The sequence below is a fragment of the Anaerococcus tetradius genome (assembly GCF_947087635.1).
Lineage (GTDB): Bacteria > Bacillota > Clostridia > Tissierellales > Peptoniphilaceae > Anaerococcus > Anaerococcus tetradius.
Genome location: NZ_CAMUDP010000014.1, coordinates 15,582 through 34,179, shown reverse-complemented (window position 1 = coordinate 34,179; position 18,598 = coordinate 15,582). Strand labels below are relative to the sequence as shown.

Annotated in this window: 22 protein-coding genes and 1 tRNA gene; 17 read left to right on the top strand and 6 right to left on the bottom strand. The window is 32.9% G+C overall.

Annotation, left to right across the window (positions count from 1 at the left end; genetic code table 11):
* Positions 1-141: 141 nt before the first annotated feature.
* The 3 genes from P6936_RS05795 to P6936_RS05785 are packed head-to-tail and all read right to left on the bottom strand — an operon-like array spanning position 142 to position 2,161.
* Complete coding sequence (locus P6936_RS05795; protein WP_276862524.1) at positions 142-636, bottom strand: pyridoxamine 5'-phosphate oxidase family protein; 495 nt, start codon at positions 634-636, stop codon at positions 142-144.
* Positions 623-1,450, bottom strand: a complete 828-nt coding sequence (rsmI, locus tag P6936_RS05790; RefSeq protein WP_276862525.1) for a 16S rRNA (cytidine(1402)-2'-O)-methyltransferase — start codon at positions 1,448-1,450, stop codon at positions 623-625. The genes P6936_RS05795 and rsmI overlap by 14 nt, the downstream gene beginning before the upstream one ends.
* A gap of 9 nt (positions 1,451-1,459) precedes the next feature.
* Positions 1,460-2,161, bottom strand: a complete 702-nt coding sequence (locus P6936_RS05785; RefSeq protein WP_276881097.1) for a tRNA1(Val) (adenine(37)-N6)-methyltransferase — start codon at positions 2,159-2,161, stop codon at positions 1,460-1,462.
* 131 nt (positions 2,162-2,292) lie between these two features.
* Here P6936_RS05785 and glmM point away from each other — a divergent pair, with 131 nt between their 5' ends.
* From glmM to P6936_RS05735, 10 genes are all read left to right on the top strand, one after another.
* Complete coding sequence (gene glmM / locus P6936_RS05780) at positions 2,293-3,639, top strand: phosphoglucosamine mutase (RefSeq protein WP_276881096.1); 1,347 nt, start codon at positions 2,293-2,295, stop codon at positions 3,637-3,639.
* Positions 3,639-3,959, top strand: a complete 321-nt coding sequence (locus P6936_RS05775) for a hypothetical protein (protein ID WP_060929222.1) — start codon at positions 3,639-3,641, stop codon at positions 3,957-3,959. Before glmM ends, P6936_RS05775 begins: the two co-directional genes overlap by 1 nt.
* Before the next feature lie 81 nt (positions 3,960-4,040).
* Complete coding sequence (gene rpmG / locus P6936_RS05770) at positions 4,041-4,190, top strand: 50S ribosomal protein L33 (RefSeq protein ID WP_004836270.1); 150 nt, start codon at positions 4,041-4,043, stop codon at positions 4,188-4,190.
* 9 nt (positions 4,191-4,199) lie between these two features.
* Positions 4,200-4,382, top strand: a complete 183-nt coding sequence (gene secE / locus P6936_RS05765; protein ID WP_004836269.1) for a preprotein translocase subunit SecE — start codon at positions 4,200-4,202, stop codon at positions 4,380-4,382.
* Positions 4,383-4,389: 7 nt separating this feature from the next.
* Positions 4,390-5,010 carry a transcription termination/antitermination protein NusG gene (gene nusG, locus P6936_RS05760; protein WP_276881095.1) on the top strand — a complete coding sequence of 207 codons (621 nt, stop codon included), beginning with the start codon at positions 4,390-4,392 and terminating at the stop codon, positions 5,008-5,010.
* A gap of 54 nt (positions 5,011-5,064) precedes the next feature.
* Positions 5,065-5,493, top strand: coding sequence for a 50S ribosomal protein L11 (gene rplK, locus P6936_RS05755; RefSeq protein ID WP_040349247.1), 429 nt, complete (start codon positions 5,065-5,067; stop codon positions 5,491-5,493).
* Positions 5,494-5,529: 36 nt separating this feature from the next.
* Positions 5,530-6,240 carry a 50S ribosomal protein L1 gene (gene rplA, locus P6936_RS05750; RefSeq protein ID WP_276881094.1) on the top strand — a complete coding sequence of 237 codons (711 nt, stop codon included), beginning with the start codon at positions 5,530-5,532 and terminating at the stop codon, positions 6,238-6,240.
* Positions 6,241-6,433: 193 nt separating this feature from the next.
* The gene (rplJ, locus tag P6936_RS05745; protein ID WP_040349245.1) at positions 6,434-6,982 is read left to right on the top strand and encodes a 50S ribosomal protein L10; all 549 of its coding nucleotides are present in this window, start codon (positions 6,434-6,436) and stop codon (positions 6,980-6,982) included.
* A gap of 36 nt (positions 6,983-7,018) precedes the next feature.
* Complete coding sequence (rplL, locus tag P6936_RS05740; protein ID WP_004836262.1) at positions 7,019-7,402, top strand: 50S ribosomal protein L7/L12; 384 nt, start codon at positions 7,019-7,021, stop codon at positions 7,400-7,402.
* A gap of 115 nt (positions 7,403-7,517) precedes the next feature.
* Positions 7,518-7,967, top strand: coding sequence for a Fur family transcriptional regulator (locus P6936_RS05735; protein ID WP_276881093.1), 450 nt, complete (start codon positions 7,518-7,520; stop codon positions 7,965-7,967).
* A 96-nt stretch (positions 7,968-8,063) separates the two neighbouring features.
* On the opposite strand, the gene P6936_RS05730 is transcribed toward P6936_RS05735, so the two are convergent.
* Complete coding sequence (locus P6936_RS05730) at positions 8,064-8,483, bottom strand: neutral zinc metallopeptidase (protein WP_423775387.1); 420 nt, start codon at positions 8,481-8,483, stop codon at positions 8,064-8,066.
* A 347-nt stretch (positions 8,484-8,830) separates the two neighbouring features.
* On the opposite strand from P6936_RS05730, the gene P6936_RS05725 reads away from it, so the two are divergent.
* From P6936_RS05725 to P6936_RS05715, 3 genes are all read left to right on the top strand, one after another.
* Complete coding sequence (locus tag P6936_RS05725) at positions 8,831-9,049, top strand: hypothetical protein (protein ID WP_004836258.1); 219 nt, start codon at positions 8,831-8,833, stop codon at positions 9,047-9,049.
* 10 nt (positions 9,050-9,059) lie between these two features.
* Positions 9,060-10,328, top strand: a complete 1,269-nt coding sequence (locus P6936_RS05720) for a radical SAM/SPASM domain-containing protein (RefSeq protein ID WP_060929225.1) — start codon at positions 9,060-9,062, stop codon at positions 10,326-10,328.
* 365 nt (positions 10,329-10,693) lie between these two features.
* Complete coding sequence (locus P6936_RS05715) at positions 10,694-12,283, top strand: ATP-binding cassette domain-containing protein (RefSeq protein WP_276881092.1); 1,590 nt, start codon at positions 10,694-10,696, stop codon at positions 12,281-12,283.
* A 3-nt stretch (positions 12,284-12,286) separates the two neighbouring features.
* Here P6936_RS05715 and P6936_RS05710 read toward each other — a convergent pair.
* Positions 12,287-12,362, bottom strand: a tRNA-Thr gene (locus tag P6936_RS05710).
* Between the two features lie 171 nt (positions 12,363-12,533).
* On the opposite strand from P6936_RS05710, the gene tuf reads away from it, so the two are divergent.
* The 3 genes from tuf (at position 12,534) to P6936_RS05695 (ending at position 15,713) form a co-directional block, all read left to right on the top strand.
* A complete protein-coding gene (tuf, locus tag P6936_RS05705; RefSeq protein WP_276863629.1) occupies positions 12,534-13,730 on the top strand; it encodes an elongation factor Tu in 1,197 nt (398 codons plus the stop codon).
* An 82-nt stretch (positions 13,731-13,812) separates the two neighbouring features.
* Positions 13,813-15,087 (top strand): putative glycoside hydrolase, encoded by a 1,275-nt coding sequence (locus P6936_RS05700; protein ID WP_276881091.1) that lies wholly within the window; start codon positions 13,813-13,815, stop codon positions 15,085-15,087.
* Positions 15,087-15,713 carry a transporter associated domain-containing protein gene (locus P6936_RS05695; protein ID WP_276881090.1) on the top strand — a complete coding sequence of 209 codons (627 nt, stop codon included), beginning with the start codon at positions 15,087-15,089 and terminating at the stop codon, positions 15,711-15,713. Before P6936_RS05700 ends, P6936_RS05695 begins: the two co-directional genes overlap by 1 nt.
* Before the next feature lie 79 nt (positions 15,714-15,792).
* On the opposite strand, the gene P6936_RS05690 is transcribed toward P6936_RS05695, so the two are convergent.
* Entirely contained in the window at positions 15,793-16,710 is a 918-nt protein-coding gene (locus tag P6936_RS05690; RefSeq protein ID WP_276881089.1) for an AraC family transcriptional regulator, read from the bottom strand.
* A 233-nt stretch (positions 16,711-16,943) separates the two neighbouring features.
* On the opposite strand from P6936_RS05690, the gene dnaG reads away from it, so the two are divergent.
* Positions 16,944-18,578, top strand: a complete 1,635-nt coding sequence (gene dnaG, locus P6936_RS05685) for a DNA primase (protein ID WP_276881088.1) — start codon at positions 16,944-16,946, stop codon at positions 18,576-18,578.
* Positions 18,579-18,598: the final 20 nt, after the last annotated feature.

Genomic DNA, 18,598 nt, shown 5'->3' with positions numbered 1-18,598 from the left:
CATCATCCCATCATTTAGAGATTCTCCTAGGAAATTTTAACTCTTTGCCGAAAGGCTAGAGTGCCTTCCGGCTTTTTAAGCTTATCAGTGGAGCTCCTTTTAATGATATGGGGATGATTTATTAATTCTTCAAGAGCCCTCTTAGTCTATATTTGATTTAGCCTCAATAGATTCGATGTCGACCCTATAACAAGCTGTAAGTTTACTACTCATTTCTATAGCCTTTTCGATATAGTTATCCAAATCCCTATAAAATTTCTGACAAATTAAGCTTAGGGCAAAGTTTTTTTCGCTATTATCATCTACTAGCCTACATGATCCACTTATTATTGCAGATTCATATTTTAAAGTAAAAAGTTTGGCTAGTTTTCTTGGATCATTTTTGATTTCTTCATCAGAAATTGGCTCGGGTAGGTGGTTTTCTCCAACGAATACAATCCTCACCTTATTATTTTTTCTAAGTAAGTCGTTTTTTACTCCCTCCCTTGCTCCATGAAAATAGAGCTTATCGCAATCTCTTGCGAAAGTCAAGGGGATGGAGTAGCCATTCTCTTCAATGGTCATCACACCGAAAGAAGCTTTATCTATAATTTTTTTTGCAAAAACACTGTCTTTTTCTCTGTCAGTTCTTCTCATTATTAAGCTCCAAGACATATTCATAAATTTCATTTTTTCCTAGTGAGGACTTCTTTTTTATATCCTTAACTATATCCTTGGTACGAAGTCCCTCTTCTAACATTTTTTGTATTTCTTCTCTGTAAGCTTCGATATTTTCAGCACTTTTTTCGCCTTTTTCAAGTATTATTACAAATTCACCCTTGAGGGTTATATCAGCGATATTGATTTCAGAAATTGGACTTAGCCTATATTCTTCGAATTTTTTCGTAAGCTCCCTAGCTAGGCAAAGCCTTCTATCTGGGAAGATTTTTTTGAAATCAGAAAGAGTTGACTCAAAATTGTGGGGTGTGTCTAATATTATTGAAGTCTTATCTTCATTTTTTAGATTTTCATAAAATATTTTCTTATCAGCTGTTTTTTTGGGAATAAAACCATAATAGGCGAACTTGTCATTGTCAAGACCTGAACCTACTAGGCCTGTAATTATGGCACTTGCTCCAGGTAAGATTGTATAAGTAATTCCTTCTTCTTGGCATTTTTTGATAAGAATGTGGCCAGGGTCAGATATACCAGGCATGCCTTGATCAGTAATTACTGCATAGGTCATTCCTTTTTCTACTTCTTTAATAATATCAAGAGACTTTGAAGTTTCATTAAATTTATGATAGGAAGTCAGTGGCTTGTCTATATTATAATAATTTAGAAGTTTTTTCGACTCCCTAGTATCTTCACAGGCTATGACATCTACTTCCTTTAGGACATTAATAGCCCTTATAGTCATATCTTCAAGGTTTCCTATTGGGGTTGGAACAAAATATATTTGATAATCCATAAGACCTCCTTAGTCTAAATCGTTGATTATTTTCATTTCTTCTGAGTAGCCTTCCTTATCATAGATAATCAATGGATCTTCTATCCTAAGGCCATCTCTTGCATTTTTTACAAACTCTATAAGGATAAATTGAGGCTTATTTAAGGCTTGTGAATGGACAAATCGAACTGTCTTAGCTTTAAGATTGCCTGACTGATTAAAGATATCGACCATTCTTTCAGGCTTGTGGATCATAAAAAGCTTGCCCTTATCCTTTAAGGCCTTATTGGCAAAGGAGAAAATATCGGAAAGCTTTAAGAACTTTTCCTGTCTTGAAATGAGAAACTCCTCATCCTTGTTTTCAATATTATCAGTGATTTTGTAATAGGGTGGGTTGGTAATAATGTAGTCTATTGAGTTTTCCTTTATAGTAATCTTGTTTAAATCTTCGTTAATAAGTTCTATATTTTTGATGCCATTTAATTTTATGTTTTCTTCTAAAAGCTTTGCCTTTTCTTTTTGGATTTCAACAGCAAAAACCTTCTCAAGTTTGTATCTAGAATTAATTAAAAAGGATAGGACACCTGAGCCTGCCCCTATATCAAGGGCGACTTTATTGCTTTTCATCCTAGCGAAATCTCCTAAGATTATAGAATCGACACCAAAGGAGTAAGACTTATCAACGTGAATCATTTTTATATTTGTTCTTGGTATATAATCTAATTTACTCATATCCTAATTATAGCAAATATGACTATTCATATAAAGCTTTGCTTATGATACGATTTTCTTATTATCTTACTAGCATTAGGGTATAATGTTTGAAAGATTAATAAGAAGTTAAATTAAAAAAGGAGATATAAATGAAATATTTTGGTACAGATGGTTTTAGAGGAGAGGCTAACAAATCTCTAAACGTCTATCATGCTTTTAAAATAGGAAGGTTTGTAGGGGATTATTTTTCTTCTAATAAAAACGGAAATGGAAGAATCCTTATAGGCAAAGACACTAGAAGAAGCTCATATATGTACGAGGCAGCCCTAGCAGCAGGTATTACATCCTCTGGCTCCAACGCCCACCTTATGCACGTTACACCAACTCCTTCAGTTTCATATATTACAAAAACAGAAGACTTCGATTGTGGAATAATGATAACAGCAAGCCACAATCCCTACTACGACAATGGTATAAAAATAATCAATAGCGAAGGAGAAAAGATGGAAGATGCTTTTCTTATAGAGCTTGAAAAATATATAGATAGTGAAATTACAGATATTGCTCTTGCAGTTGACGAAAATATAGGTAGGACTGTAGATTTCATAGGAGGAAGAAATAGATATATAGCTTATCTTATCCAAACAGTTACTAGGTCTTTTGAAGGAATTAAGGTAGGACTTGACTGTGCAAATGGAGCAAGCTTTACTATAGCAAAACCAGTTTACGATGCCCTTGGTGCTGATACCTTCGTAATAAATGCCAATCCAAATGGTTATAATATCAATAACAAGGCAGGTTCAACCCATATTGAAGTCCTACAAAAATTTGTAGTTGATAATAAATTAGACCTAGGTTTTGCCTTTGATGGGGATGCTGATAGATGTATAGCTGTAGATAGGCAAGGAAATGTTGTAGATGGTGATTCAATTCTTTACCTATCAGCCAAATACATGAAAAAAGAAGGAGCCCTAAATTCAAATACAGTTGTAACTACTATAATGAGTAACTTAGGCTTATACAAGGCTTTTGACGAATTAGGGATAAATTATGTAAAAACTGACGTAGGAGATAAGTATGTCCATGCTGAGATGGATAAGCATGGCTATGCATTAGGTGGAGAGCAATCAGGTCATATTATATACCAAAAATTCGCCAACACTGGAGATGGAATCCTAACTTCATTAAAAATTATGGAAGCTATGATTGAAGAAAAATCTGATTTGGCTAGTCTTGTTAAGGACTTAAAGATTTATCCACAAGAGTTAGTTAACGTGAGGGTTAAGGATAAAAAACAAGCCCTAGAAAATAAAGAACTCCTCGAAAAAATAGCAGAAGTTGAAGAAAAACTAGCCGATAGGGGAAGAGTCTTGGTAAGGGCATCTGGTACAGAGCCTTTGGTAAGGGTAATGGTTGAAGCTGAAACAGACGAACTTGCAAAAGAAACTGTAGGAGAAATAGTAGAAAAGATTAAAGACTTGGGACTAAATCAATAATGAAAGATTTTAGAACAGCTAGGGAAATAGATATAAAAGAAGCTGTTTTAGTAGTAGGAAACAAGGTCTACGCTAGAGAATCCTACATCAGTGTAGATACATCAAAGCTTAAAGGCTATCCGCCAAGGCTATACTACGACAAGGACGAAAAGTATTTGGGAAAAATGTTTGATAAAGAAGTTTTCGAACTTGAGGATATAGAAGATATACTCATAGAATATCAAGATCAATGCTTTTCCAATCACGATTTAGATGACCTGAGAGAATTTTTGATTAAAAGAAGAGAAGTCTTTTACAAAAATCTTTCAGAAAAGGAATAGAAATCTTTGACAAATAGACATAAAGGTGGTATTATACTACCTTGTATGGAAGTATCCGTATAAATTAATAGGAGGTGTTTTATGGCAGATAAAGTAAAAATGGAATGTACAGAATGCAAAAATAGAAACTATGATACAACTAAAAATAAAAAACATCATAGCGAGAGACTTGAGCTTAAAAAATATTGCCCATTCTGTAAAAAACACACTGTTCATAGAGAAACAAAGTAGGAGCAAATAATGGCTAAGAAAAAAGATTCTTTCTTTTCTGGCGTATCAAAAGAATTTAAGAAGATTCAATGGCCAACAAAGAAAATATCATTTGAGTATTCTTGGATGATTATTGCTATGTCAGCTACAACAGCTGTTGCAATATGGCTACTTGACAAGGTCTTCCAAGCCCTACTTCAAATTATAATGTAGGTGTTAAATGACAGATTCTTACGATTTATCAGAAAATAAAGAAGAAAATTTATCAATTGATGAACAATCTTCAACAGAAGAATCTACTAATGCTGAATTAGAAAATATAAAAAAATCAGCTAGATGGTATGTAGTTCACACATATACAGGTTATGAAAATAGAGTCAAAGATAAGATCCAAATGATGATTGACAATGAACAAAATCCTGATATTTTGGAAGTTACAGTACCAACAGAAGAATATGTTGAAGTGAAGAATGACACTAAGAAAGTAAAGACTAGAAAATTATTCCCTGGCTATGTAATGGTTAAGATGAATGTTACCAACAAAAGTTGGTATATCATCAGAAATACCCAAGGCGTTACAGGATTTGTAGGGCCAGATGGTAAGCCAGTCGCTCTTACACCACAAGAAGTTAGAAAGTTTGGTGTAAAAGAAGAGGCTCCGCTTGTTAATATCGACCTAAAACTAGGCGATAGTATCAATATTATTAGCGGTCCATTTAAGGATTTTGTAGCCAAGGTAGAAGAAATTGATAAGGAAAAGGGAACTATCAAGGCGTTCGTAGATATGTTTGGTAGGGATACCTTAATTGATTTAGACTTTACAGATATCGAGACTATTTAGTAACTGTCGATGATAGTGGGAGGGGAAACCCGAAACAACCACAAGGAGGTAAAAATGGCAGAAAAAGAAGTAAAAGCAATAGTTAAATTACAAGTACCAGCAGGAGCTGCATCTCCAGCACCACCAGTAGGTACAGCACTAGGTCCACACGGAATCAACATCATGGAATTCGTGCAAGCATTTAATTCAAAAACAGCAGACCAAGCTGGAATGATTATACCGGTAGAAATGACTATTTATACGGATAGAACATTTACATTTATAACTAAAACACCACCAGCACCAGTATTAATCAAAAAGGCTATCAAGCTAGATAAGGGTTCAGGAGAACCTAACAAGAAAAAGGTTGGATCAATCAAGAGAAGCCAACTTGAAGAAATTGCAAAGACAAAAATGCAAGATCTTAATGCAGCAAGCTTAGAAGCAGCTGTAAGCATGATAGCTGGAACAGCAAGAAGTATGGGAGTTACTGTAGAAGATTAGTGGGAGATTAAAGTCGAATACCACAGGAGGAATTAAATGGCTAAAAAAGGAAAAAGATATTTAGAAGCGAAAAAATCTTTCGATTCAACAAAAGAATACACACTAGATGAAGCTCTAGAAATAATTGAAAAAACAGCAAGCGCTAAATTTGACGAAACTGTAGAATTACACTTTAACCTTGGTGTTGATAGCAGACACGCTGACCAACAAGTAAGAGGAACAGTAATCCTACCTCACGGAACAGGTAAAGATCAAAAGGTTCTAGCTTTTGTTAAAGAAGATAGAATAAATGAAGCCCTAGAAGCAGGTGCTGATTATGCAGGTGGAGATGACCTAGCAGCTAAAATCCAAAATGAAGGATGGCTAGACTTTGATGTTGTTGTAGCAACACCTGACATGATGGCAGTAGTTGGAAGACTTGGTAGAGTACTCGGACCACAAGGTCTTATGCCAAACCCAAAAACTGGTACTGTAACACCTGATGTTAAAAAAGCTATAGCCGAAATTAAAGCAGGTAAAGTAGAATATAGAACAGATAAGGCTAACCTAGTTCACGTTCCAACAGGAAAAGTATCATTCGGTAAAGAAAAACTAGCTGAAAACATAGCAAGCCTAATTACAGCAGTTGCTAAGGCAAAACCAGCATCAGCTAAGGGTAAATACATGAAATCTGTTACTCTAGCATCAACTATGGGTCCTGGAGTAAAACTATCTCCAGCAAGAGCTATGGATTTAGTTGAAAAATAAATTTGCAATAAATTTATTTTGTGATATAATAATTAAGTCAAATAACAGGCTACCAAAGACTACGCAGACAGCAATGTTTAATAATTGCGTATAGGTGGGAAGAAAAAGCTACATCCCCACCGATGTAGGCAGTTTTAATCTGCCTAATGTGGGGATTTTTATATACCTACCAAAGCCTATAGGAGGTGAAACAGTGAGCGAGAAAGCTATAGCAGCTAAACAATTAGTAGTAGATGAGATCAAAGAAAAAATCGAAAATGCGAAATCAGTAACATTAGTAGGTTTTGATCGTATGGATGTAAAAGAAATTACAGACCTACGTAACAAGTTTAGAGAAAGCGAATCAGAATACAAAGTTTATAAAAACACAATGATGAGATTTGCCTTCCAAGAACTTGGATATGACCAACTCATTGATGAACTAAAGGGTTCAAATGCTCTAATCTTTTCAAATGAAGACCTAGTAAACGGTCCAAAAGTAGCAGTAGACTACACAAAAGAAGGCGATGAGCAAAAAGAAAAATTAGTTCTTAAAGCAGGCCTTGTTGAAGGAAACTACCAAACAGGTGATCAAATGATGGCAATTGCTACATTACCACCAACAGAAGTACTTCACTCAATGCTAGCTAACGTACTACAAGCACCAATCAGAAGACTTGCAGGAGATCTTAACAACACATTGGCTAAGATTGCCTATGCACTTGATGCAGTACGTGAAAAGAAAGAACAAGCAGGCGAATAATAATTTTTAGAAAAAATATAAAAGGAGAATTTAATAATGGCAAGCGAAAAAGTAACAAACATATTAGAAGAAATCAAAGAACTTACAGTACTAGAACTATCTGACCTAGTAAAAGCAATCGAAGAAGAATTTGACGTAACAGCACAAGCAGCAGTAGCAGTAGCTCCAGCAGCAGCAGCTGGCGCAGCAGAAGCTGGTGCAGCAGAAAAAACAGAATTTGACGTAGTTCTTAAATCAGCTGGTTCTGCTAAAATCAACGTAATCAAAGTTGTTAAAGATGCAGCTGGACTTGGACTAAAAGAAGCAAAAGCTTTAGTTGATGGAGCTCCAAAAACTGTAGCTGAAGGTCTTGCAAAAGATGCAGCTGAAGAATTAAAAGCTAAATTAGAAGAAGCTGGTGCTGAAGTAGAACTTGCTTAATTAAGCTTATATAAGGCCCTCAAAGAGGGTCTTTTAGTATGCGAATTTGACAAGGAAGGGACTAGGATGTATATTAGTAATATAGAACAATTCTAATATTAGAAAGAGGAAAATGGTGGAAAAGATAATACAAGAACTCAGGAATGAAGAATATATAGATAGGCTACCTAAATTAAAAGAATTATTAGCCCAACATAATATTAGGGTTTCTCACCAAAGGCTTCTAATATTAGACTATCTAATAATGAATCCTACCCATCCTACAGCAGATCTGATATATAAAGATTTGAAAGTTTCAGATCCTGTAATAAGTCAAGCTACAGTCTATAACACACTCAATCTTCTAGTTGAACATAATTTAGTCAAAGAGTTGGATTTCAATATGTCTAGCAAAAGATATGAGTTTAAAAAGACCAACCATGGACACTTTATATGTGAAGCTTGCGGTATGATTGAAGATTTGAATATGGATGACTTAGAATACCCTAAATATTTAGAGAAGTACGAAATTGATAACGTAGAAGTTATATTTCGTGGCATATGTCCTGAATGTTTGAATAAATAAGAACAAAAACTCATAGGCTAATTTTTCTTATGCCTATGAGTTTTTCTTTGCTTATTTATATGATTTTAAGAAACAGCTTAAACTTATAATTTCTTATTATAAATCATCAAAAAATTTCATAGAATGATTTATATCGTGATATTTAAAGCCTAATTCGAAGGCTTCTTTTCTTTGCTCAGAAGAACCGTGAGTAAATGAGTCTACATCAACATTTCTTCTTGCCATCTCTTGTATTCTATCGTCTCCTATAGTTGAAGCCACATTCATAGCTTCTTCTATATCACCTGCTTCGCGGTATCCTTTCTCCTTTAAATAATAGGCAAACGGACCTGCAAAATAATCAGCTTTAAGCTCTTGGGCAACAGATACTCTGTTATAATCTGTCACAGATAGCTTTTTTCTCAACTCACTTGTCTGCTTAATGATGCCCAATTGATTTTGAACATGATGGCCCACTTCATGGGCAAGAACATAGGCGAGGGCAAAATCGCTCCTCCACCGTTGTAATAGTTGCAATTAGCGTTGAATACTTTATGGGTCTTGTATAAGTAAGATAAAAATTTCGATTATAAAAATTCGCCCTTTGAAATCTTTTGGATTTTATAAAATATATGGGCGATTTTTTAGATTACAATAAAAATTTGTTAGAATTAAAGATTATAGCATTTAGCTTATAGCTTGTATAAATGTAAAAAGGATCTATATTAAATAAATTTGGTAAGAGTAAATGAAACTTCTGTTTACACTCTTTGACAAAGGGTCAGTAGATGTACCCATTCTTTAACATTACTGTTGAAAAATAAATTTTTAGGGTATATTATTAATAAAATAGAATTTTATAAATTTATAAAAGGGAGGTTAAAATGAAATTCTTAATTCGGCCCGATGATGACAATGAAGCAAAAAAATGCTGGTCTTATCATTGTGGAGTTGTATGTTATGAGCAAAGTGTTTGTTTACCTCTTGCAAGTGACTATTGTGGTGAGGACGTTAACTCGGATATCAAACCAGAAAAAATAATTAAAAAACATAGAATCACAAAAGGATGTAGACCGGGTCTAATGGGTTATTTTCCGATGTGAGGAGATTTATATGAAAGAATCTAAGTATAATTTTATATATGAATATAAGAAAAACTATTTGATTTACAATTCACTTCGAAACTCCTTGGCACTTATGACTAAAAAAGATTTTATTGATTTTAAAAATAATAAATTGGACTCTGAGGAGACTGAGCAGTATAAATATGGTGGATTTTTGGTAGATGAGGAATTTGATGAATTAGATTATATCAAATATAATTTGTTAAATAGTAGATATAGCACTAGTTCTCTTGGTCTTACTATTGCACCGAGCCTGGATTGTAATTTCGATTGTGCATATTGCTATGAAAAAAGTCATTCGGAAAATTACTATATGGATAGAGCTATGGAAGAGAAGTTAGTTGATTTTGTAAGAATGAAGGCAAAATCATCTGATCGTATTGACGTATCTTGGTATGGAGGTGAGCCACTTTTAGCGGCGAGTATTATAGATAGGCTTACAGACGAGTTTCTTAAAATCGCTAGTGAATATAATTTACCATACAGCTCATACATAATTACGAATGGTTATTTACTTAATGAAAAAAATGCTAAAAAATTATCTGAATGGAAAATTCAAGGCATGCAGATAACTATAGATGGAGATAGAAAAAGTCATGATTCAAAGAGGTATCTAAAAAATGGTAATCCTACTTATGACAAGATACTAAAAAATCTTAAGGAAAATTATAGATACTTGGTGAATGTATCTTTAAGAATAAATCTAGATGAAAGAAATATTGGTAGCGAAAATTCAATTATTAAAGAAATTGAAACTTTCGATAAAGAAGGAAAAATCAAACCCTACATAGCCAGGGTTAGAAATGAGAATGATACATACAGAGATGATATATGTATAGACCAAAAAAAGTTTGATGAGTATGAGTTTAACTTTTATAGAAACCAGGATACAAATTTTATAGATAGGATTTATCCTAACAGAATTAGCAATTTCTGCACTGCCGATTATAAAAATTCATATGTAATAAATTATAATGGAGACATATATAAGTGTTGGTCGGATATAGGAATAGAAAAAGCTAAAATTGCAAACATAGGGGATAAATACTTAGGCGATATTAATTATTCTAATTATTATAAGTACATGTTATTCGATCCTACTGAAGATGAAGATTGTAAGAATTGCAAAATCTTGCCACTTTGTATGGGTTCTTGTCCTTTTGTACGAAATAATAGAGGAAAAGAGTGCAGCAAATATAAAGATAATTTAGAAAATATAATCATAGCAACTGCAAAATATATGGAGGTAAATGATTAAATACATAATAGGTCCTGAAGAATTAAATCATTCATTTTGTAATGAATTTGAGATTTGCATAACAAAAACATGTGGACAAGATTGTCCAAAACAAAATATTTGCGTGAAATGTAATAGCCAATGTGCTAGTAAGCATAACTGTATAGATTGGTGCGTGACTTTATCTTATTGTGATCCGGGACAAACTGGTTATTCTCCGGCATCCTTATAGTAGATAGTAAAATAATACTATTTATAATATGTACTATAATAGTCAACAATAATCAATTTTTTAGCTAGAAGGATTTTGTTACTGCCAGTTAAATAATTGAATTTAGATAGGATGAGGAAAATATTTTGAATTTAATAAGATTAGAGAAATAAATATGTTTAAAATCATATCGATATCATATAGGTATTTAAAAAACTATAAATACAAATTATTAATATACTACTTTCTAACACTTACCATTAGCACAATTTCTATCATATATCCGAGAATAATGGGTGAATTTACAGATGTATTGGTAGATAAAAATATGAGTGGACTTTATACATATATCTTGTATTTTACAATGTTTAATTTAATAAATTTAATATTTACATACATTTCTGGTAAACTCTATATTTATATTCAATCCCAATCATCTTATGAGTTCAATAAAGACATTAATATTCATGTTTGGAATATACCTCTCTTAGAAAGCTCTAAGTTCGATAGTGCTTATTTAGCTGATAGGATAAACAATGATACGAATTCTATAGTAATTTTTTCGATTAATGTTATTCAGACTGTTTGTTCTACTATAATATCTGTTATCGTTTCATCTATGTTTATGATAAAATTAGATAAAACGATTTTTTTGATAGCTGTAATTGCATGTGTTTTATATAGCAGCATTTATATATTATTAAGAAAGAAAATTTATATTATTAACCGCTTGTTAATGGATTCTAAATCGAGATTTACTTCTAGAATCTATGAACAATTAGTAAATATACGATCTGTTAAGATTCATGGAACTTATAAGGAAAATGAGAGAAATCTTGATGAATCATTTAATGGTTTATTTTCTAACACGCTTTCAGCTTACAACTTAAACTATGTTTATTCCTTCTTTGATGACTTTATTAGTCAAGTATCTAGCATTATCTTTTTTATATATGGGGGAGTTTCTGTAATTAAAGGCGATATTAGTTTAGGCCAGTACGTTAGTCTCAATTCCTATTTAATGGTCCTTATGTCTTCTTCTGCTGCCTTATTCTCGTTAGCTAAAGAAATTAAACTTGCAAAAGTTTCGTATGATAGGATTTGCGAATTAACTGAAATTGAAGAAGAAACAAATGAGGTTATTAAGCTTAAAGAAATAGATAGGATAAAGATAGATTTGGACTTTTCATATCGAAAAACTTCTAAGGAATTTCAATATAAGACTAATCTAGAAATGGGAAAAATATATAAAGTATCAGGAGAGAATGGGTCTGGTAAAAGCACTTTACTTGACAACATTGTAGCTTTACATATAGACACTTATGCAGGAAAAATCACTTACAATGATATAGATATTAAAAAATTAGACATAAAATACACAAGAAAGAACATGATTTCTTATATAGAACAAAAGGTTGATGTTTCTAATATTAACGAAGTAAATAGATTAAATCCAAAAGAGGCATCCGAAATAATATCAGAAAATAAGTTAAATGATTTAATGGAGATTTCATGTAATAAAATAATTTATAAAGAAAGCTTTGAGAAGATGAGCGGTGGACAAAAACGTAAGATTCAAATATATAGTGAGATACTAAAAAATGCAAATCTTATAATTTTAGATGAGCCAGCAAATGATTTGGATAGGGAATCTATTGAATGTTTGAAAAAAACTTTGAAAAAGATGTCCAATAAGAAGACAACTGTAATAGTAGATCATACTAATTATTTTGATGATATAATTGATGAAATAGTATATATATAAAAATGGAGCCACTTCCCGGAATTGAACCGAGGACCTCTTCCTTACCATGGAAGCGCTCTACCTACTGAGCTAAAGTGGCACATATATAATTATACAAGCATTTTTAATAAAAGCAAATTTAATTTAAGAAAAAAATCAAAGGATATAAATTATTATTTTATTAAAAAAAACTATCAGGTATAGTAATATTGATAGAATTTTTACTAGCTTTATGGTATTATAGATTATATGAGTATATTAGGAGGATTAAATGAGCAAACAAACATTTGAAAGAGTAAAACCACATATTAATATTGGTACAATCGGCCACGTAGACCACGGTAAAACAACAACAACAGCAGCAATCACTCAAGCCCTAAACAAAAAATATGGTACAGGTGAATACGTAGACTACGAACACATCGACAAGGCACCAGAAGAAAGAGAACGTGGAATCACAATCAACACATCAGTAGTTGAATACGAAACACAAAAAAGACACTATGCCCACATCGACGCTCCAGGCCACGCTGACTACGTTAAAAACATGATCACAGGTGCAGCACAAATGGATGGCGCTATCATCGTAGTATCTGCAGCTGACGGTCCAATGCCACAAACAAGAGAACACATCCTACTAGCAAGACAAGTAGGCGTACCAAAAATCGCAGTATTCTTAAACAAAGAAGACCAAGTAGACGATCCAGAACTAATCGAATTAGTAGAAATGGAAATCAGAGACCTACTAAACGAATATGACTTCGATGGAGACAACGCACCAGTAATCGTAGGATCTGCCCTAAAATCACTAGAAGAAGGTGGAGAAGGCCCATGGTCTGACAAGATCCTAGCCCTAATGGATGCAGTAGATGACTACTTCGACATACCAGAAAGAGACAACGACCTACCATTCCTAATGCCAGTAGAAGACGTAATGACAATCTCAGGACGTGGAACAGTAGCAACAGGAAGAGTAGAAAGAGGAACCCTAAAAGTTGGTGACACAGTAGAAATCGTAGGACTAACAGAAAAAACAAGCCAAGCAGTAGTAACTGGAGTAGAAATGTTCCACAAATCACTAGAACAAGCAGAATCAGGTGACAACGTAGGACTCCTACTAAGAGGTGTACAAAGAAACGAAATATCAAGAGGACAAGTACTTGCAAAACCAGGCAGTGTAAACCCACACACAGAATTCGAAGGTCAAGTATACGTACTAACCAAAGAAGAAGGTGGACGTCACACCCCATTCTTCAGTGGATATAGACCACAATTCTTCTTTAGAACAACAGACGTAACAGGAGACATCCAACTAGAAGATGGCGTAGAAATGGTAATGCCAGGAGACAACGCAACCTTCAAGATTACCCTACAAAAACCAATCGCTCTAGAAGAAGGACTAAGATTCGCTGTTCGTGAAGGTGGTAGAACAGTAGCATCTGGAGTAGTAACAAAGGTAATAAAATAGTCCCACCCTAACACGAATATTTAGAATTTAAAAAGTTTATAGAGCGAACCAGAGGTTCGCTCTTATTCTTTAAGGAGCTTATATGAGAAATAAAAAATCACTTATATCTTTATTTCTAGTTATTATTTTCCTTTTCAGCGCTTGTTCAAATGAAAAGGTTTCCCAAAAAGGGATAACAAAAAATGAAACTTCTGATGAAGAAATGGTAGATGGCTCCAAGGCTGATAAAGCTAATAAGAAAATTGGAGTTGCTTATGAAGTAGGGGTAACTCCAGATGATTTTAATATGGACTATGATACATCGAGGCTTCTTTCTTTGAAGGATAAGAAGAGCAAGTATTATCCAAAAGATGGGGTCAAGGGTCTGTATCTTAATTCTAGTTCTGCTAGCGATTCTGAAAGTTTAGATAAGATTGTCGATTTGATTGAAAATACAAGGCTTAATTCTCTAGTTGTGGATGTTAAGGATGATTTTGGAAATATCACCATGTCCTTTGCTAGTGATGATCCTGATATCAAATACGCATCTAGCGATATTATCAATCCAGAAGACTTTATTAAGGATATGCACGATAAGGGAATCTATGTAATAGGAAGGATTACAAGTTTTAAGGATTCTGTTATTACAGAAAAGCATCCTTCTTGGGGTTTTAGCAACGTGGATGGGTCTTTATTGACTAATGCTAATGGGCAAGCTTTTTTAAATCCATTCTTGAAGGAAGTTCAAGATTATGATATAAAAATAGCAAAGCTTGCTGCCAAGGCGGGTTTTGACGAGATTCAATTTGACTATGTTAGATTTGCTGATGGATTTGAAAGTTATGGCGATACTCTCGATTATTCCCGAGGGGAATTTGAAAATATGAAAATGAAAGAGGGAGATAAAAGGGTAGCTGCTATTACAGGCTTCGTCCAAAGGGCTAGGGAAGAACTTCAAGATTTTAGTGTTCCTATTTCTGTAGACCTTTATGGAAATGCCCTTCAAGTCGAAAGGGCTGATGGTATTGGCCAAGATTTCTATGAGATAAGTAATCAAACAGATGTTATTTCTTCTAAGATCTATCCAGCTAAATGGGACTTAGGATCATTCGGCATAGAAAAACCAGACCTTGAACCATATGAAATTGTAAAAAGCTATCTTAAAGCTGAACAAGAGTGTCTATCTAAAATAGACCATAAGCCCCAATCTCGACCATGGATTCAAGATTTTACTGCTTCATGGTTAGGTGATGGTTATTGGATGGAATATGATAAAGATGCCATTGAGGCTCAAATTAAGGCTATTTATGATTCTGGAGGAAAGGAATTCTTGATTTGGAATGAAAATAGCGATTATACTGAAGGTGTAAAATACTAATGAAACATAAAAAAGCAAATGAAATTATAGAAAAGACTGCAACTATCATAGAAGTTTTGATATGCATTATTGTAATCTTAGGAGTTTGTTCAGGAATACCTAAGTTAGTTCATTACATAGTGGAAATTTTTAGAGTTGGTAATTTACAAAACTCTTATATGCTGATGAATGATTTCCTAAAACACGCTCTCTTACTGATTGTTGGAATAGAGCTTATAGCCATGGTAATCACGAGAAGCCATGAGTCAATACTAACACTTATTTTGTTTGTCATTGCAAGAAAAATGTTGGTCTACTCACAAGGTCTCACAGATATCCTTATCGGTACAGTTTCTGTTGCGATAATTTTTGCTGTAATGAAATTTATCTTATCCGATAAGAAACTTTTGGCGAAATTGGATAATACCTTTGATGCATCTGTATCAATTTCTAAACTAAATAAGGAATATAATCTAAACTTACCAACTATGACCCATACTTTGGCTGGCCTAGTTTATGAGCTAGCAGAAAAAGAAAAAATCAAAGATATCCACGAAAATACGACCATAGCTTATGGACAGTACATCTATAGGATTCTTTCGATTGAAAATGATGTTATAACTAGGGTGAGAATAGAGGAAAATTAAAATAGGGGTTAATGTAGAATAGCTATCCCATCATAGTTATGAATAATGATGGGATTAGGTTTATTCTACATTAGCCCCTTTATAGTCTGTGCTTTTTTCGGAATTGTGATGGTGTTATACCTACTTTTTTTCTGAAAACTTGATTAAAGTAGGATTGTGAATTGAATCCTACTATATCAGCTATAGTTTCCATGGAATGATTGGTTGATATTAATAAACCCTTTGATATTTCAATTCTTTTTAGGATTAGATATTCAATAGGAGTTACCCTATAGGCCTGCTTAAATTCTGCTATTAGATGAAACTTATTCATATAAGCCATATTAGATAAATCTTCAAGTTTCAAATCTTCTTCATAATTATTATCAATATAGCTTTTGATATAATCTATTTGCCTATTTATATCTATATCATGAACAACTTCGATTTCTTCTTGAAAATCTCTCAAGAAGTTTATTAGAAAGCAAGAAGCTAAAGCATCAGCTAAAGTTTTTGAATAGAGTTTATCTGAGTGAAATTCTTTGATGATTTTGCTGAAAAGTTCATAGAATGCCTTGCCCTTGGTCTCGCAAGAAATATGAAAAAAGTTGTCGATTTCATTTTCTTTTTCCTCAGCTTCCAAAACTTCTGGGATTTCAGCTTCAGATTCAATGAAAGCATCATTTTCTTCTTCTTTATTTTTTATTGATGTAAGACCAATACTTTCAAGGCCAAAACCTAAGCTTCTGACTGTATATTTGTTCTCATCGACATAAATATTATGACCGATATTAGAATTTATTATTACCAAATCATTTTTTTTGATTTTAATAGATTCACTTTCGATAAAAAAAGTTCCACTTCCTTCAGCTATAAAATAAAAATAGATAAAAGGATGGAATTGAATCCTGGAACTGTTTGTATTTGTTAAAAAACTCTCATTAGCATCTAAAATTTTTATTTCTAAATCATCTTTGAATATGCTAGATTCAAGGATGTTTTCATTTATATTTTCCATAAAACCTCTGACTTAATAGTGAATAAAACTTAAACTAGAAAATTTATCATATCAATATTATATATATTATCACATTTACTATATTAGTTTCAAATATTTTTGATACTTTAAATAAATATAAGAATATTAAAATATGGTTAAGCTTTCTGCAATGTGTAAAATTAGAAGACAAGAGAACTTTTAGAATTATTGAAAATATCGGCAAGTTAAGTATAATTTACTTAGGTGATTGTATGAGTTTAATTTCTGATGATAAGATAAATCAAATATTACAAAGCTCAAATATAGTAGATGTTATAGGGGAGTATGTAGATTTAAAAAGATCGGGCTCATCCTTTAAGGGCCTGTGTCCTTTCCATAACGAAAAAACACCATCTTTTACAGTAGATGATAAGAAACAACTATTTCACTGTTTCGGATGTGGAGCAGGAGGAGATGTTGTTTCTTTTATAATGCAAAAAGAAGGTCTGTCTTATCCTGAAAGCTTGGAGTTTTTAGCCCATAAGGCTGGTATAAGCATTGACTATACAGAAGATCCCCAAGTTAATAATAAAAATAAAGAACTCTATGATATTAATAAGGATATCATGATGTTTTTTTATAAGAATCTTCTAGTTGATAGGAAGGCCCAACAATACCTTAAACAAAGGGGCTTATCTAGCAAGGTTGTAAATACTTTTATGCTTGGCTATGCTAAGGATTCTTGGGATGACTTGTATGCTTATATAAAAACTAAGAATTACAATGAAGAAGATATAGAAAGTTTGGGTCTAATCAAGAAGTCTAGCAAGGGTAACTATTATGATAAGTATAGGGATAGGATTATTTTCCCGATAATAAATCATTTTGGCAAGGTTATAGGCTTTGGTGGTAGGGCTGTTTCTGGTCAGATGCCAAAATATCTTAATTCACCTGAATCAAGTGTCTTCAAAAAAAGGTATAATCTTTATGCTCTTAATGTCTACAAGAGGCAAAAAAGAAAAGAGCTTATCCTTGTAGAAGGATACATGGACGTCATAGCCTTAAACAATCATGGACTTGATATAGCAGTTGCCTCCTTAGGGACGGCTTTGACTTTAGATCAAGCTAAGCTTATGAAGAGATATTCTGATGATATTTATATTTGCTATGATCAGGATGCTGCAGGCATCAAGGCTACAGAAAAGGCTATAGAGATTTTTCATCAAATAGATGTAAATCCAAGTATTATTGACCTTGATCCTGGCAATGATCCAGATGATTTTATTAGGGCAAATGGCAAAGATGCTTTTGAAGATAAGATAAAAAACGCAAGTGATTCTTACAATTACAAGTATAACAAGATTTTGGATGAATATAGCAAGGCGAATCCTTCTGAAAGGTTGGATAAGCTTAATTTGTTTGTTGAGTTTTTGGCTTCTATTAAGCAAGAGTTAACCCGAGAAATTTTTATCAATAATGTTTCAAAGTTATTTGACATAGATAAAATTACTTTAAAACAAGCTATTTCAAGGTATAATAAAAATACTGACCAAAAAATGGAAGATAAGGCTAAGTTTTATAAAAATAAGCCTATAATTGTAGAAAAAGTCGATACTGGCTTTAGAATAAATGATTTGGAAGTATTGAGATTGTTTTTTAATCAGAGGTCTGATTATGAAAAAGATAGGGAATTTTTTGATAAGTCCATTGAAAATGAAAAGATAAACAATGTCAAAACTTTTTTGAAAGAAAAGGATGTTAGTAAATTTGATCTGGAAGATATGGATTATAGATATATTCTAGATTACATAAGAGATAATACCAATCCTATACTAGCAGAAGAATTGAAGAGGAAGATTATTCTATATAATAGGAAGAAAGAACTCGAAAGATTAAAGAAGAGATAGTCTTTAGAAGTAAGGGGAGT